At 70.2% G+C, this 14,708-nt stretch carries 11 protein-coding genes; 7 read left to right on the forward strand and 4 right to left on the reverse strand.

The window, feature by feature from the left end; translation table 11 throughout:
- Window positions 1-43: 43 nt before the first annotated feature.
- The 3 genes from IE97_RS0100525 to IE97_RS0100535 are packed head-to-tail and all read right to left on the reverse strand — an operon-like array spanning window position 44 to window position 3,455.
- Window positions 44-1,696, reverse strand: a complete 1,653-nt coding sequence (locus IE97_RS0100525; RefSeq protein WP_030147142.1) for an extracellular solute-binding protein — start codon at window positions 1,694-1,696, stop codon at window positions 44-46.
- Window positions 1,697-1,713: 17 nt separating this feature from the next.
- Window positions 1,714-2,574 carry a carbohydrate ABC transporter permease gene (locus IE97_RS0100530; RefSeq protein WP_030147143.1) on the reverse strand — a complete coding sequence of 287 codons (861 nt, stop codon included), beginning with the start codon at window positions 2,572-2,574 and terminating at the stop codon, window positions 1,714-1,716.
- A 26-nt stretch (window positions 2,575-2,600) separates the two neighbouring features.
- Entirely contained in the window at window positions 2,601-3,455 is an 855-nt protein-coding gene (locus tag IE97_RS0100535) for an ABC transporter permease (protein ID WP_030147144.1), read from the reverse strand.
- 605 nt (window positions 3,456-4,060) lie between these two features.
- Here IE97_RS0100535 and IE97_RS0100540 point away from each other — a divergent pair.
- The 3 genes from IE97_RS0100540 (at window position 4,061) to IE97_RS0100550 (ending at window position 8,183) form a co-directional block, all read left to right on the forward strand.
- Window positions 4,061-5,158, forward strand: coding sequence for a GDSL-type esterase/lipase family protein (locus IE97_RS0100540; RefSeq protein ID WP_030147145.1), 1,098 nt, complete (start codon window positions 4,061-4,063; stop codon window positions 5,156-5,158).
- Between the two features lie 187 nt (window positions 5,159-5,345).
- Window positions 5,346-6,980, forward strand: a complete 1,635-nt coding sequence (locus IE97_RS0100545; RefSeq protein WP_030147146.1) for a cellulase family glycosylhydrolase — start codon at window positions 5,346-5,348, stop codon at window positions 6,978-6,980.
- A gap of 90 nt (window positions 6,981-7,070) precedes the next feature.
- Window positions 7,071-8,183 carry an acyltransferase family protein gene (locus IE97_RS0100550; protein ID WP_030147147.1) on the forward strand — a complete coding sequence of 371 codons (1,113 nt, stop codon included), beginning with the start codon at window positions 7,071-7,073 and terminating at the stop codon, window positions 8,181-8,183.
- A gap of 13 nt (window positions 8,184-8,196) precedes the next feature.
- Here IE97_RS0100550 and IE97_RS0100555 read toward each other — a convergent pair whose 3' ends face one another.
- Window positions 8,197-10,302 (reverse strand): alpha-galactosidase, encoded by a 2,106-nt coding sequence (locus IE97_RS0100555; RefSeq protein ID WP_030147148.1) that lies wholly within the window; start codon window positions 10,300-10,302, stop codon window positions 8,197-8,199.
- Between the two features lie 133 nt (window positions 10,303-10,435).
- Here IE97_RS0100555 and IE97_RS0100560 point away from each other — a divergent pair, with 133 nt between their 5' ends.
- The 4 genes from IE97_RS0100560 to IE97_RS0100575 all read left to right on the forward strand — a co-directional run bounded on the left by IE97_RS0100560 (window position 10,436) and on the right by IE97_RS0100575 (window position 14,621).
- Entirely contained in the window at window positions 10,436-11,473 is a 1,038-nt protein-coding gene (locus IE97_RS0100560; protein ID WP_051704779.1) for a LacI family DNA-binding transcriptional regulator, read from the forward strand.
- Window positions 11,474-11,545: 72 nt separating this feature from the next.
- Complete coding sequence (locus IE97_RS0100565) at window positions 11,546-12,877, forward strand: ABC transporter substrate-binding protein (RefSeq protein ID WP_030147150.1); 1,332 nt, start codon at window positions 11,546-11,548, stop codon at window positions 12,875-12,877.
- A 2-nt stretch (window positions 12,878-12,879) separates the two neighbouring features.
- Complete coding sequence (locus tag IE97_RS0100570) at window positions 12,880-13,800, forward strand: carbohydrate ABC transporter permease (RefSeq protein WP_030147151.1); 921 nt, start codon at window positions 12,880-12,882, stop codon at window positions 13,798-13,800.
- Entirely contained in the window at window positions 13,797-14,621 is an 825-nt protein-coding gene (locus IE97_RS0100575; RefSeq protein WP_030147152.1) for a carbohydrate ABC transporter permease, read from the forward strand. The genes IE97_RS0100570 and IE97_RS0100575 overlap by 4 nt, the downstream gene beginning before the upstream one ends.
- Window positions 14,622-14,708: the final 87 nt, after the last annotated feature.

Below are 14,708 nucleotides of genomic sequence, written 5' to 3' on the forward strand. Positions count from 1 at the left end.
TCGTTCCCCATCCCCCGCGTCTCCTCTTCCGCCCCACCGCTGTTCAGGTGTTGGCCGCGTAGTCCTTCGCGTACTCCTCGGCCATTCTGTCGCCGCCCCGGCCGCGCCACTTCTTCACCGCCGCGTCCCACTCGGACAGCGGCAGGCGTCCGGCGATGATGCCGGTGGCGGTGTCGTCCAGGAGGGTCTGGAGGGTGGCGCCCTGGGCGTTGTGCGTCGAGGACTGAAGCCCGAACGAGGCGTTGCGGACGGCGTGCGGTACGACCTTCCGCTGCCAGGCGTGCAGGGCGCGTACGGCGTCGGGCATGCCGGGCACGAACAGCACCTGGGGGCCTTCGGCGAGGTACTTCAGCGGCAGGTTGGTGTTGTTCTCGACCTCGCCGAGTTTCGTGTACTCGGGCGAGCCGTCCTCGGCGCGGGCGAAGTGGACGCCCTCGACGCCGTAGTGGACGAGTTCCCACTCCTCGCTGCCGAAGGGCGCGGCGAGGTAGTCGAGGATGCGCAGGAGCAGTTCGACGCGTTCCTTCTTCGCCCGCTTCAGGACGGTGTAGCCGAAGGAGCGGCGGGCGGCGACGATTCCTCCGGGCTCGCCGTCCACGCTGTACGGGAGGGCGGCTGCCGGGCTCATCTTGCCCTTCGATTCCCGGTACTTGGGCAGGTAGGCGCCGAACCCGTCCTGCATGGAGCCGACGGTGCCGTTGTAGTAGAGGGTCGTCAGGTCGATCTGCGAGATGGACGTGGCGTCGGGGTGGTAGGAGCCGTTCTTGCGCAGCTGCGCCCGGAAGGCGATCGACGCCTTGTACCGCTCGTCGGCCGCCGCCGGGAGGAAGGTGCCGTTCCCGGTGACCGCCCAGCCTTGAGGCGCATTGTGGGCGGCGGAGTGATAGCCGTTGCCGAACAGGGACTGGGCGGCGGCGCCCAGCATGTACGTCTTCCCACGCGTGCCCCGCCGCGCCACGGCGGCGAAGTCCGCGGCCGTCCAGCCCTCCTTCATGCCCGCCTCGGCGAACATGTCCTGGTTGATCCACAGGGTCGAGCCGGGCAACGGGCGCTCCAGGGGTACGCCGTAGATACGTCCGCCGATACGGCCCATGTCACGCCACGCGTGGGTCGGGATGTTGGCGAGGTTGGGGTACTCGGCGATCGCGTCACCCGACAGATACGGCGTGAGGTCCTGGGCGCGGCGCCGCACGAACTGCGCCTCGCGGGGCAGGGTGAAGCCGGAGAACATGTTGATGATGTCCGGCAGGGCGTCGGCGTCGCCGGCCATGACCGTCGCCATCTTCTTCTGGTAGTCGGCCTGGGAGATGATCGTGTACTCGATCTTCACACCGAGGGCCTTCTCCACGGCGGCCCAGAACCGGTTCTGCGAGGCCGGCTTGGGTGGTGTGCCGAACGAGACGGTCATGACGCGGACGGTGGAGCCGTCGCCCGGGGTGCGGGACACGGACTTGACCAGGCGGGACGGGTAGGTGGTGTATCCGGCCTGGACACCGGCGTCGGTGGGGGCCAGCTCGGGTTTGGGACCGGGGGCGGCCTTGTAGGCCGGCCAGGGGGCGAGTTTCTTGCCGGCGTTGGAGACGTCGCCGTCGCCGGAACCGGACGAGGAGCACGCGGTCAGCAGAGCCGGGGCGGTAACGGCGGCACCGCCGGCCGCCATGGAGCGCAGGAGAGTACGTCGGGACATGCGGGGCATGGGTGAACCACCTCGTGTCAGCTCTTGATGGCGCCGGTGAGCACGCCCTTGGTGAAGTACTTCTGCAGGAACGGGTAGACGAGCAGGATCGGTACGGTGGCGATCACCAGCACGGCCATCTGCACGGTCTGCGGAGCGGTGACGGTCGCCTCGCCGGTGGTCGCGTCGGTGAGCCCGGCCCCGGCCACCACGTAGGTGCGCAGCACCTGCTGGAGCGGCCAGTGGTCGCTCTCCAGGTACAGCGAGGCGTAGAACCAGGAGTTCCAGTAGGCGACGGCGTAGAAGAGGCCGACGACGGCGAGCGCGGCCTTGGACAGCGGCAGCACCACGGAGACCAGCACCCGCCAGTCCCCCGCCCCGTCCAGCCGTGCCGCCTCGTACAGCTCCTCGGGAACCGACTGGAAGAAGCCGCGCAGCACGACCAGGTTGAACACGTTGACCAGGACGGGCAGGACGAGCGAGGCGTACGAGTCGAGCAGGCCGAGTTCCTTGACGAGCAGGAAGCTCGGGATCATGCCGGGCGGGAAGAGGAACGTGAACAGCACCAGCAGGAGCACGGGCTTGCCGCCGAAGACGCCGGGGCGGGACAGCGCGTAGGCCAGGGTCACGGTGCAGGCGAGGCTGAGCAGCGTGCCCACGATCGTCACCCCGGCGCTCACACCGAGGGCGTGGGTGACGATGCCGCCGTCGAAGATGTCGCGGTAGGCGTCGAGCGTGGGCTCGCTGGGCCAGAGCACCCAGCCGCCGTTGTCGACGACCTCCTGGGTGGAGGCCAGCGACGTCGACACGATCACCAGGAACGGCACGCACACCAGCAGCACGACCGCGGCCAGCGCGAGGGCCTTCGCGGTCTGGGTGAGCGGCCTGGGCTTCTCCATCCAGCCGGGACGGGCGGACGCACTGCTCACCTGTAGACCCCCTGTTCGCCGAGGCGGTGGGCGACCTTGTTGGCCGCGTAGACGAGCAGTGCTCCGACGAGCCCCTTGAACAGGCCCGCGGCGGCGGCGAATCCGTAGTCACCGCCGACGATGCCCTGGTAGTAGACGAAGGTGTCGATGACCTCGGCGGTCTCCGGACCGACCGCGTCGCGCTGCAGCAGCATCTGCTCGAAGCCGACGGAGAGGATGTCGCCGAGCCGCATGATGAGCAGCAGCACGATCACCGGGCGGATGGCGGGCAGGGTGACGTGCCAGAAGCGCCGCCAGGGTCCGGCGCCGTCGATGGCGGCCGCCTCGTACTGCTGCTCGTCGACCTGGGCGAGCGCGGCGAGGAAGATGATCGTGCCCCAGCCGGCGTCCTTCCAGATGACCTGGGCGACGACGAGCGGTTCGAAGGCGTCGGGGTTGCCGATGATGTCGACGGTGTGCAGACCGGCCCCGCTCAGGCCGCTGTTGAGCAGGCCGGTGTCCCCGAGCACCTGCTGGAACAGCGCGACGACGATCACCCACGAGATGAAGTGCGGCAGATACGCCACCGACTGCACGAAGCGGCGCACCGAGCTCCAGGTGAGGGTGTGCAGCAGCAGGGCGAGACCGAGTGGCACCGGGAAGTAGAACACCAGCTGGAGGACGGCGATCCAGAGGGTGTTGAGGACGGAGTCCCAGAAGGCGGCGTCCTCGAACATGCGCTGGAAGTTGCCGAGGCCCACCCATGGGCTGCCCCACAGGCCGTCGAACGGCACGTACTCCTTGAACGCGATGACGTTGCCGGCGAGGGCGCCGTAGTGGAACAGCAGGAAGTAGGCGACGCCAGGCAGCATGAGCAAGAACAAGGTCCGGCTCTGAAAACCTTTACGCTTGCGTTGAACCCCGCGACTGCGGTGCGGATTCGGGTCGACCCCCTTCGCACCTGCTCGTTCCCGTAAGGCAGTTGCCACGGATCCCCCTCACCTCGGCGTGTCCGGTGAAGGGAAGTTAAAACGTTTTCAATGCCCGGTCAACACTTCTGACACAGAAGGGACTTCACGCCGGGGAATGGGACCTCAGACCGAGAACAGGCGAGGTAGTCCACGAGGGGTTCGTCGAACAGCCGGGTCTGCGTTGCCTCGAACGGGCACCGCACCGTCCGGTGAAAGACGTCCGGCCAGCGTCGCCGAACATATGCCGGCAGCGCGACGGCAAGGCCCAGACTCATCCGACGGGCCGCCGGGCACGGTGGCCACCGGAGGCGTGCGGCGGCCTGGCGTGGCCGGAAGTACGCCCGCAGTGCCACCGGCGGCCGGGACGGTGCTGCCTACTCCCGGGCCCTGGCCGCCCCACCCACGCGGCACGTCCTGGGTACGGCGGGCCCATCCCCTTGACGCGTCAATGACAACAATGGCTTGATGAGGTGGGAGCGCTCCCACCTCCAAGGGAAGGGACCACCATGCACAGCACCCGCCGCTCGTCCCCGCACCTACGCATCATCCCGGTACTCGGCCTCCTGGCCACCCTGCTCCTCCCCCTCGGCGTCACACTCGCGCCCCGGGCCACGGCTGCCCCGGCGGCGGACCCCGTCCGCATCATGCCGCTCGGCGACTCGATCACGGGCTCGCCGGGCTGCTGGCGGGCGGTGTTGTGGAACCGGCTCGTGAACAGCGGATACCGGGACGTCGACTTCGTCGGCACCCTCCCGCCGCAGGGCTGCGGGCAGGCACACGACGGTGACAACGAGGGGCACGGGGGCGAGTTGGTGACCAACGTGGCCGACCGGAACCTGCTGCCGGCAAGGCTGGCCGCGACCCACCCGGACATCGTTGTCATGCACTTCGGAACGAACGACGTGTGGAGCAGCGTCGCCCCCGACCGCATCCTCGCGGCCTACACCAAACTCGTGACGCAGATGCGGGCGTCCAACCCGGACATGCGGATCCTCGTCGCGCAGCTCATCCCGATGAACCCGAGCAGTTGCGCGGCCTGCGCACAGCGGGTCGTGGACCTCAACGCGCGGATCCCCGACTGGGCCCGGGCGACCGGCACCGAGCGCTCGCCCATCACCGTGGTCGACCAGTGGACGGGCTTCAGCACCACCACCGACACCTACGACGGTGTGCACCCCGACGCTTCCGGCGACGACAGGATCGCCGCACGCTGGTACCCGGCCCTGGCGGCGGTCCTCGACACGGGCGTCCCGCAGGACCCCGGTGACCCTGGGGAGCCCGCGGCCTGCACCGCGCGCTTCCGGGCCGTCTCCACCTGGCAGGGCGGATACCAGGGCGAAGTGACGGTGACGAACACCTCCTCCTCCGCCGCCTCGGGCTGGACCGCGACGGTCGTACCGGCGAATGGCGCACGCCTCGCCCAGGTCTGGAACGGCACTCTCACCGCGGCGGCCGACGGCACGGCCACCGTCACCAACGCGGCGTGGAACGGGGCGCTGGCCCCGGGCGCGAGCGCCACGTTCGGCTTCGTCGCCACCGCCCCGGCAACGGCGGGTGCCCCAGCGGCGACCGTCACGTGCACGGCGAAGACGCCCGCGGGCTGACACCCCGGACACGGACCAGGACCGCCCGGCGGGGCCCCCACTGTCGAGCAGGGACCAGGACAACCCCGGCGGGGACTCCCCGCTACCCGAGCACAGACCTGGACAACCCCGGCGGCGACTCCCCGCCTCCCCCAGCACCGGACACACCTCAGAACAGGCCCCACCCGACCCCACCTCTGGAGCCGCTATGAGACCCCGCACCGCTCCCGCCCCACGCGCGGCCACCGTGGCCGTCGCCCTGCTCGGCCTCCTGCTCTCCTTCCTCTCCCTCGGCACACCGGCACACGCCGCCCCCACCGGCTTCCGGATCGAGAACGGCCGGCTGCTGGAGGCCTCCGGGAACGACTTCGTGATGCGCGGCGTCAACCACGCCCACACCTGGTACCCGGACCGGATCAGCTCCCTCGCCCACATCAAGGCCAAGGGCGCCAACACGGTCCGGGTGGTTCTCTCCAGCGGTGACCGCTGGACCCGCAACGACACCGCCGACGTGGCGAACGTGGTCTCGCAGTGCAAGCAGAACCGGCTGATCTGTGTGCTGGAGGTGCACGACACCACCGGGTACGGCGAGCAGAGCGGAGCCGTCACGCTCTCCCGCGCCGCGGACTACTGGATCAGCGTGCAGAGCGCGCTGACCGGTCAGGAGGACTACGTCATCGTCAACATCGGCAACGAGCCGCACGGGAACACCGGTTACACCGCATGGACGGCCGACACCAAGGCGGCCGTCCAGAAGCTCCGCACCGCGGGATTCGACCACACGATCATGGTCGACGCGCCCAACTGGGGCCAGGACTGGGCGTTCACCATGCGGGACAACGCCGCGTCCGTGTTCGCCGCAGACCCGGACGCCAACACGATCTTCTCGATCCACATGTACGGCGTCTTCGACACGGCCGCCGAGATCACCGACTACCTGAACCGCTTCGTCACGGCCAAGCTCCCCATCGTCGTGGGCGAGTTCGGCCACGACCACTCGGACGGCAACCCCGACGAGGACACCATCCTGGCCGTGGCCCAGCAGCTCCGTCTGGGCTACCTCGGCTGGTCCTGGAGCGGCAACGGCGGCGGGGTCGAGTACCTGGACATGGTCACGAACTTCGACCCGGACCAGCTCAGCTCCTGGGGGCAGCGGATCTTCAACGGCGCGAACGGCATCGCCGCCACCGCCAAGGAGGCCGCGATCTACTCCGGCGGCGGAGGCGACACCACTCCCCCGACGGCTCCCGGTACCCCGACCACCTCCGGGGTGACCTCCTCGTCCGTCGGCCTGAGGTGGGCCGCCGCGACCGACGCGACCGGCGTCACCGGCTACGACGTGGTCCGGGTCAGCGGAGGCACCGAGACGGTGGCCACCTCCACCGCCACCACGAACGCCACCGTCACGGGCCTGTCCCCCGCCACCTCCTACACCTTCGCGGTCTACGCCCGTGACGCCGCCGGCAACCGTTCGCCCCGCTCGGCCACGGTGACGGTCACGACCTCTCCGGGCGGCTCACCGGCGGCCTGCGGCGTCGGCTACCGGGTGACGAGCAGCTGGCCCGGCGGGTTCCAGGGCGAGATCACCCTCCGCAACACCGGCACAGCGGCGATCAACGGCTGGACGCTGCGCTGGACCTTCCCCGACAGTCAGCGTGTCACCAACCTCTGGGGCGGCACGGCCACGCAGAGCGGCTCAGCGGTGAGTGTCACGTCCGCCCCGTACACGGCGACGATCCCGGCCGCGGGTTCGGTGACCCTCGGCTTCACGGCGACCCGGGCCGGCACCAACCCCAGCCCCACGGCGTTCACGCTGAACGGCGCCGACTGCTCGGTGAGCTGATCCGGCCGAGCCCTTCGCCGTACGTGTGATCCGTGCGACATCCACACCAGAAAGCGGTTTACCTCGCTCCGCAGTGGTGAGGCGGCGGGGATGTCTCACCGGCACCCCGCAGCCGTCACCCCGGCCAGACCCGCATCGCCCGAGACCGCTGCCCCGCCGAAGCCGGCCGGGCAGCGGGACTCGTTCTTCGACAACGCCAAGTACCTGGCGATCGTGCTGGTGGCCATGGGGCACGCCTGGGAGCCGCTGCGGGACGGCAGCCGTGCGGTCAGCGCGCTCTACATGGTCGTCTACGCCTTCCACATGCCGGCGTTCATCATCGTCTCCGGCTACTTCTCGCGTTCGTTCGACGCGAGTCCGGGGCGGATCAGGCGGCTGGTCACCGGGCTCGCCGTGCCGTACGTGGTCTTCGAGACGGCGTACACGCTGTTCACCCGGTGGACCGACCAGGAGCCCGACCGGCCCGTCAGCCTGCTGGATCCCCTGTATCTGACCTGGTTCCTGGCAGCCCTGTTCATCTGGCGTCTGACCACGCCGGTGTGGCGGTGGGTACGGTGGCCGCTGCCGGTCGCCCTCGTCCTCGCGATGCTCGCGACGCTCTCGCCGGCCATCGGCAACGACCTCGATCTGCAGCGCACCCTGCAGTTCCTGCCGTACTTCGTCCTCGGGCTGTACCTGAAGCCGGAGCACTTCGTGCTGGTGCGCCGCCGCGCGGCCCGGATCCTGGCCGTGCCCGTCTTCGCCGGTGCGCTCGTCGTGGCCTACTGGGCGGTGCCGCGGATGTCCGGCGCCTGGTTCTACCACCGCGACAGCGCAGAGGAACTCGCCGCGCCCGCCTGGTACGGGCCTCTGATGACGCTGGCCACCTTCGGCTGTTCGCTGGTGCTGGTGGCCTGCTTCCTGGCCTGGGTTCCGGGACGCCGGGCGTGGTTCACCGCGTTGGGCGCGGGGACGCTGTACGGCTACCTGCTGCACGGGTTCGTCGCCCAGGGGTCCAAGTTCTGGGGCTGGTACGAGCCGGCCTGGGTCCACCGTCCCCTCGGAGAGATCGTCGTGACGGTCGTCGCCGCGGTACTCGTGACCGCGCTGTGCACCCCGCCGGTGCGACGGCTGTTCCGCTGGGTGATGGAGCCCGACATGGCGTGGGCGTTCCGCCGGGACGCGCGCCATCAGGCGCGGGAACGGAACGCCGTACGCGCCTGACGAGGAGGTCTGCCTACCCGTCCTGTGCGAGCCGGATCAGCAGGACGCCGGGCGTGCGCGGCACTGTCACCGTCAGCCCGTCTCCGTCCCACACCGCCTGTCCGGTGTCCGCCGAGGACGGGTGCAGGACGTCCGCACGGACGGTCCGGCCCGCCAGGTGCCGGACGGGAACCCGGAGTTCGGCCGGTCCGCCGCGGCGCCAGAGGGAGAGGTACGCGGTGCGGTCACCGGGGACCCGCAGGCCCAGCGCCAGCCATTCGTCCGTCCAGCCGGGCAGGCCGAGCGGCCAGAACGGCAGGGCGCGGGCGAGGTCGCCGCGTATCGACTTGTAGACGGTGACCGCGCCCCGTACGAGGGCCAGCTGGTGTTCCGACATGTGGTTCAGGTGGCCGGAGAGGTGGATGCGGCCGAGCAGTGACCCGCCGAGCGTCGTGGTGATCAGGTCGTCGTCGAAGTCCGGCTGGGGGTAGGCCCAGACGGCACCCTGCTCGGGCGGGACCGCGGTCGGCGCGGCGGCGGCGATGGGCGGGTAGCGCAGCGGGTCCTGCTGGTCGCTGGTGGACTGCAGCTGGGCGACCGCCAGGGTGGCGCCGTCCATGCGCATGCCGCCCGAGGCGCAGTTCTCGACGACGAGCCCGGGGTGGCGGTCCAGGACGGCGGACAGCCAGTCCAGGTAGGCGTGGGCGTGGCCGAGCAGGCCCGCTCCCGGTGCGAGGTCGCCTGGAGCCTGGGTGCCGGGGTCGACCACGATGTTGTAGTCCAGCTTGAGGTACCCCACGCCCCAGTCGCCGACGATCCGGTCGACGGTCTTGTCGAGGTGGGCGCGGGCGGCGGGATGCCGCAGGTCGAGCTGGTGGCGGCCCTGTTCGGCCAGTCGGACGCCGTCGCGCTGGAAGAACGCCTCGGGTGGCAGCTCGGCCGCGACGGGGCTGCGCACCCCGACCACCTCCGGCTCCAGCCACAGCCCGGGCACCATCCCCCGCTCCCGGATCCGGTCCAGGACGGCCAGGATGCCGCCGTCGGGGAAGCGGCGCGGGGAGGGCTGCCAGGCGCCGACGCTGTCCCACCAGCCGCGGGTGTCGTCGTCGTACCAGCCCGAGTCGATGCAGAAGTACTCCGCGCCGGCGTCGGCCGCGGCGTCGATCAGCGGCAGCAGTCTGGCCGTGGTCGGGTCGCCCATGAGGGTGTTCATGTAGTCGTTGAAGACGACGGGGAGGGCGGTGTGGTCCGGGTGGGGGCGGCGGATCGCCCGACGGTAGGAGGTCAGGGCGCCCATCGCCTCGTCGAGGCCGGTGCCGAGGGCCAGGGCGCCGGGCACGGTGGTGAACTCCTCGCCCGGTTCGAGGCGGACCCGCCACTGGTGTGCGGCGTCGGTGGGGCCGTTCAGCGCCAGGTAGCTGCCGTGGGCGCGTTCGCCGAGGTCCCAGCGCCAGCCGGCCGGGGACTCGACCTGCCAGACCCAGGCCCGGCCGCCGCCCCGCTCGGTCAGCGCGCCCATGGCGAGATGGCCGTCGGTGGGCCAGCTGCCGCGCCCGGTGAGGACGAGGGCGGCGCGGCTGTCGTGCTCGTGGACGTCGACGTGGATGTCGGCGACAGCTGCGCGCAGCGGCTCGGCGTACCAACGGCACTCGGCGAGCCAGTCGTTGCGGGCCCGGTGGACGTCGAGGGCGTCCGGGGCGGGCAGTCCGCCGAGCAGCAGGCTGCTGACGGACTGGACGACCAGGGGCTCCCGCCCCTCGTTGCGGAGCCGGACGCGGGAACGGAGGACGGGCAGTCCGGTGGGTGAGGTGAGCTCGACGAACGCCGTCAGCCCGGTGCCCGGGTCGTGGAGTTCGACGGTGAACCGGTCCCAGCCGTCGCGTCGCTCCGCGTGGTGGGTGCGGTGGGCGAGCCGGGCGCCGAAGGCCGTGCCGGTGAAGCGGGGGCCGGACCAGCCGCTGCCGTGACCGAGCGCGGTGAGCTCCACGAGCGGGAGAGCCGCCTCCCCGGCGTCCGGGCACTCGTCGTCGGGATGAGCCAGCCGGACCAGCCGCAGCGTTCCGTCGGCGGCGACGGCGAACCGTGCCCGCAGGGCCTCATGCCCCCAAGTGAACTCGTCCTCCCGCTGGTTGGAGGCCATGTGCGCCGCATCCGCCGTGCCCGTCAAGGTGCTCCCCCTCCTGACCCCGCCCCTTTCCCGGGGAACGGAGATCCGCGTGAATCCCTCGTTACGATCTCTTGACGGCCCAAGTGTGACCGGTCACAATCCTCGCATGAATGTGACCGGTCACACAAGGCGCCCGGCGAGCATCAGGGACGTCGCCACCGCCGCGGGGGTCTCGTACCAGACGGTCTCACGGGTGATCAACGGCCATCCCAGCGTCCGGCCGTCCACCCGGGAGCGGGTGCTGGCCGCCATCGACGAACTGGGCTTCCGCCGCAACGCGACCGCCCTCGCCCTGGCCAGCGGACGCAGCCGTGCCGTGACCGTGCTCACCGCGAACACCACCCACTACGGCTACGCCTCGATCCTGCAGGGCATCGAGGAGGCCGCCCGTGCCGCGTCGTACGCGGTCGGGATCGGGGTCCTGGAATCCGCCGAGGACGCGGCCGTCGCCGCCGAGGTGCAGCGCGCCACGGACGCGGGCGGCGGCATCATCGTGATCGCCTACGATCCGGCCGGTGTCCGGGCCCTCGGGGCCGTGCCCGCCGGACTGCCGGTCGTCGGTGTGGTCGAGACTCCGGCGAGCCCGCCCGGCGGCGACCGCCCATGGGTGTGGACCGACGACCGCGAGGCCGCCTACCAGGCGACCCGCCATCTGCTCGCCCTGGGCCACGAGACCGTGCACTACGTCGCCATCCCATCCAGCACCCGCCGCACCAGCGCCCGCACCAGCGGCTGGCGGCAGGCACTGAAGGAGGCCGGCGCCCCGGAACCCCGCCCCGTGCAGAGCAGTTGGGGACCTGCGGGCGGACACGCCGCGGCGCTGAAGCTGGCGAAGGACAGGGCCGTCACCGCGATCCTGTGCGGCAACGACGACCTCGCGCTCGGCGTGCTGCGTGCCCTGCACGAGACCGGCCGCTCGGTGCCGGGCGAGGTCAGCGTGGCCGGTTTCGACGACGCCCCGCACTCCGCCTTCCTCACGCCGTCCCTGACGACCGTACGCCTGGACTTCACCGGCCTCGGACGGGCCGCGTTCGCTCTGCTGCACGGCGTGCTGGAGGAGTCCGCGCCGGTCGCCCCGCACCGTGTTTCCGTCCCGGAACTGGTGGTGCGGGAGAGCTCGGGGCCGCCGCCCGCCTGCATCTGAACAGCCCGTATCGGTCCAGCAGTTGTGAGTCCCCGTTGTCCGACCGAACCGCCTGCTCCGGAAAGGCACAAGATGAAGAGAAGAGCTCTCCCCGCCCTGGCACTGATATGCGCCGCCGGACTGGCGGCCACCGGGTGCAGTGACCCGACCGCCGGGGACTCCGGTTCGGACGGCTCGGACGCCGAGCGGACGGCGGTCGACCCGACCGCCCGGCTGGACGGCGTGAAGCTGACCATGTGGACCGCGCAGAACACGGTCAACGCGCCGAAGCAGGTCATCGACGCCTTCGAGAAGGCCACCGGCGCCGAGGTCGACACCCAGGCCATCCCCGACCTGTACGAGCAGAACGTGCCGACGAAACTCGCCTCCGGGGACCGCCCGGACCTGATGTTCTGGCAGCCGTCCATCTCCACACTGCCGTTCATCCAGCCGCAGCAGAACCTGCTCACCCTCGACGGCGAACCGTGGGTGTCCAAGCTCGGCGACACCGAGAAGTCCCTCGGCGTCATCGACGGCAAGCGGTACGCGGCGATCGTCACCAGCCCCGCGATGCTCGGCGTCTACTACAACAAGGACGTCTTCAAGCAGGCCGGGCTGACCGAGAAGGACTTCCCGAAGTCCTACGACGAGCTGCTCGCCCTCGGCCACAAAGTCGTCGACAAGACCGACGCGGCCGCCTTCTACGAGGCCGGCGGCGACAAGTGGCCCCTGCAGTGGCAGATGCAGCTCCAGCTCACCGACCTCGACCGGCAGTGGTGGGCCGATCTGAACGCGGGCAAGAAGAAGTGGACCGACCCGGTCGTCGTCGGCGCGATCAAGAAGTACAAGGAGAAGCTGCTCGACGCCGGGCTCGCGCAGAAGAACTACCGGACGGGCACGTTCACCGGCCAGGCCGACGCCCTGTGGAAGGGCGACGTCGGCATGGTCCTCAATGTCACGTCGTTCCAGACCCAGTTGCAGGCCAAGTACTCCACCGCCGAGATGGACAAGAAGATCGGCTGGTTCCCGGTCGCCAACTCCTCGGCGACCGGCCTGTACTCCCCCGACCAGACCAACGGTGTCGTCGCCTTCAAGACGGGTGACGAGAAGCGGCAGAACGCGGCCCGCCAGTTCCTCGCCTTCTGGCTCGGCCCGGACTACCCGGACTACATCAGGACGATGAAGATCCCGTCCGTGCAGCCGTCCGTGCCCACGCCCGGCGGTCTGCCGGAGACCTCCAAGACCCAGGTGGCGGCCCTGCCGAAGGCCATCGGCGTCTTCCAGGCCAAGGCGATCGTCGCCCCCGACACCCACCTCTACCTGGCCGACATGATCTTCGGCAAGAAGAGCCCGCAGCAGGTCGCTCAGGCGATCCAGGACCAGTTCGCGCAGGTGGCCAAGGCCCAGGGCGCACCCGGGTTCTGACGATGACGGACACGGCCGTACGTATCGAGCCCGCGCCGGTGAGGGGCGCGCCGAGGAAGGTGGGGCGGCTGCCGCGCGCGGCCGTGCAGCATCCCTGGTGGTTCGCGCTTCCCGCGATCGTCGTCTTCGCGGGCTTCTTCCTGGTGCCGAACCTGCTCAACTTCTACTATCCGTTCACCGACTGGTCCTCGTACCACGCGGACATCGCCTTCACCGGCCTGGACAACTTCCGGACCATCGCCGAGGACGGCTCGCTGCTGCGGGCGATCCGCACGACCCTGGTGTACGCGCTGCTGGCGGCGCTGTTCCAGAACGGCTTCGGCCTGGTACTGGCACTGCTGCTGGAGGACGACAGCCGCTTCAACCGGTTCTTCCGCGCCGTCTTCTTCCTGCCGGTGCTGATCTCGGCACTGGCCACCGGCTATGTCTTCCAGGCGCTGCTCGACCAGGACGGGGCCCTCAACTCCCTGCTCGGCACGGACGTTCCGTGGCTCGGGTCGACGACCTGGACGCTGGTGATCGTCACCCTCATCCACGGATGGAAGTGGATGGGCCTGTCGATGCTGATCTATCTGGCCGGGCTGAAGGGCATTCCCTCGGACATGCTCGAGGCCGCCCGGATGGACGGTGCCGGGCCGTGGCGGACGTTCTGGTCGGTCCGCTGGCCGATGCTCGCGCCCGCCGTCACCTTCAACGTCACCACCGCGCTGATCGGTTCGATGAACACCTTCGACATCGTGCAGGCCACGACGGGCGGCGGGCCCGCGGCCTCCACGGAGGTCTTCAACATCTACATGTTCCGGATCTTTGGGCAGGGCCTGTACGCGCAGGCCTCCGCGATGAGCCTCGTCCTCTTCCTGGTCGTGGTCGCGGTAGCGATCCCGCTGGTCGTGGGGCTGCGGCGAAGGGAGCAGATGCTGTGACCGCGCTGTGGCGGTACGGCCGCCCCTCCCTGGTCGTCCTGCTCGCCGGCCTGGCCGTGGGCGTGCCGCTGTGGCTGGTGGCGGTCACCTCGGCCAAGCCCCAGGCCGAAGCCATCGAACCGAACCTGGACCCGCCCCGGCACTGGCAGCCGGCGGCCAACTACGCGGACGCCGTCAGCGAGGGCGAGATGCTGCGCGGGTTCCTCAACTCGCTGCTGGTCGTGGTGCCTTCGGTGGCCCTGGTGCTGATTCTGGGCGCGGGAGCGGCCTGGGTCTTCGCGCGCCGGAAGTCGAAGCTGGTGTCGGCCGCCTACGCGCTGTGCATCAGCGGGCTGCTGCTGCCGCCCGCCGTCATCACCATCGTGATGGAGCTGCGGCAACTGGGCCTGGCGAACACCCGGCCCGGCATGATCGCCGTCTACACCGGCATGTACCTGTCGACGTCGATCTTCTTCATGACCGGCTTCATCCGCGCCATTCCGATGGAACTGGAGGAGGCCGCCCGGATGGACGGGGCGACGCCGTCACGCGTCTTCTGGCGGATCGTCCTGCCGCTGCTCCGGCCGGTGATCGCGACCGCGACGATCATGGTGATGCTCTACGCCTGGAGTGACGTCTTCTACGCGTTCTTCGTCCTCGGCGGCGGAGACCGGGCGACCCTGCCGCTCAACCTCTACCAGGTCGCCAGCGCCCAGCTCTACCTCAACAACTGGCATCTCGTCTTCGCGTACGTCGTGGTGATGAGCCTGCCCATGGTCGCCGTGTTCCTCGTCGGCCAGCGAAAGATCGTGTCCGGAATCACCAGTGGAGCCGTCAAGTGACTGGAGGTCCAGCAGCGTGATCACCCCCGCCCGCGCCAGATCCCGAACCAGAACCGCCCTGATCACAGCACTACTTGGAGCAGCCGC

Origin of the sequence: Streptomyces sp. NRRL S-455, assembly GCF_000717875.1 — a bacterium.
GTDB lineage: Bacteria > Actinomycetota > Actinomycetes > Streptomycetales > Streptomycetaceae > Streptomyces.

Excerpts from the sequence above, each read along its gene's own strand:
- IE97_RS0100550 (WP_030147147.1), top strand. The coding sequence starts at position 7,071 with ATGTCTCACCGGCACCCCGCAGCCGTCACCCCGGCCAGACCCGCATCG.
- IE97_RS0100540 (WP_030147145.1), top strand. The coding sequence starts at position 4,061 with ATGCACAGCACCCGCCGCTCGTCCCCGCACCTACGCATCATCCCGGTA.
- IE97_RS0100565 (WP_030147150.1), top strand. The coding sequence starts at position 11,546 with ATGAAGAGAAGAGCTCTCCCCGCCCTGGCACTGATATGCGCCGCCGGA.
- IE97_RS0100570 (WP_030147151.1), top strand. The coding sequence starts at position 12,880 with ATGACGGACACGGCCGTACGTATCGAGCCCGCGCCGGTGAGGGGCGCG.
- IE97_RS0100560 (WP_051704779.1), top strand. The coding sequence starts at position 10,436 with ATGAATGTGACCGGTCACACAAGGCGCCCGGCGAGCATCAGGGACGTC.
- IE97_RS0100525 (WP_030147142.1), bottom strand. The coding sequence starts at position 1,696 with ATGCCCCGCATGTCCCGACGTACTCTCCTGCGCTCCATGGCGGCCGGC.
- IE97_RS0100555 (WP_030147148.1), bottom strand. The coding sequence starts at position 10,302 with ATGGCCTCCAACCAGCGGGAGGACGAGTTCACTTGGGGGCATGAGGCC.
- IE97_RS0100530 (WP_030147143.1), bottom strand. The coding sequence starts at position 2,574 with ATGGAGAAGCCCAGGCCGCTCACCCAGACCGCGAAGGCCCTCGCGCTG.
- IE97_RS0100545 (WP_030147146.1), top strand. The coding sequence starts at position 5,346 with ATGAGACCCCGCACCGCTCCCGCCCCACGCGCGGCCACCGTGGCCGTC.
- IE97_RS0100535 (WP_030147144.1), bottom strand. The coding sequence starts at position 3,455 with ATGCTGCCTGGCGTCGCCTACTTCCTGCTGTTCCACTACGGCGCCCTC.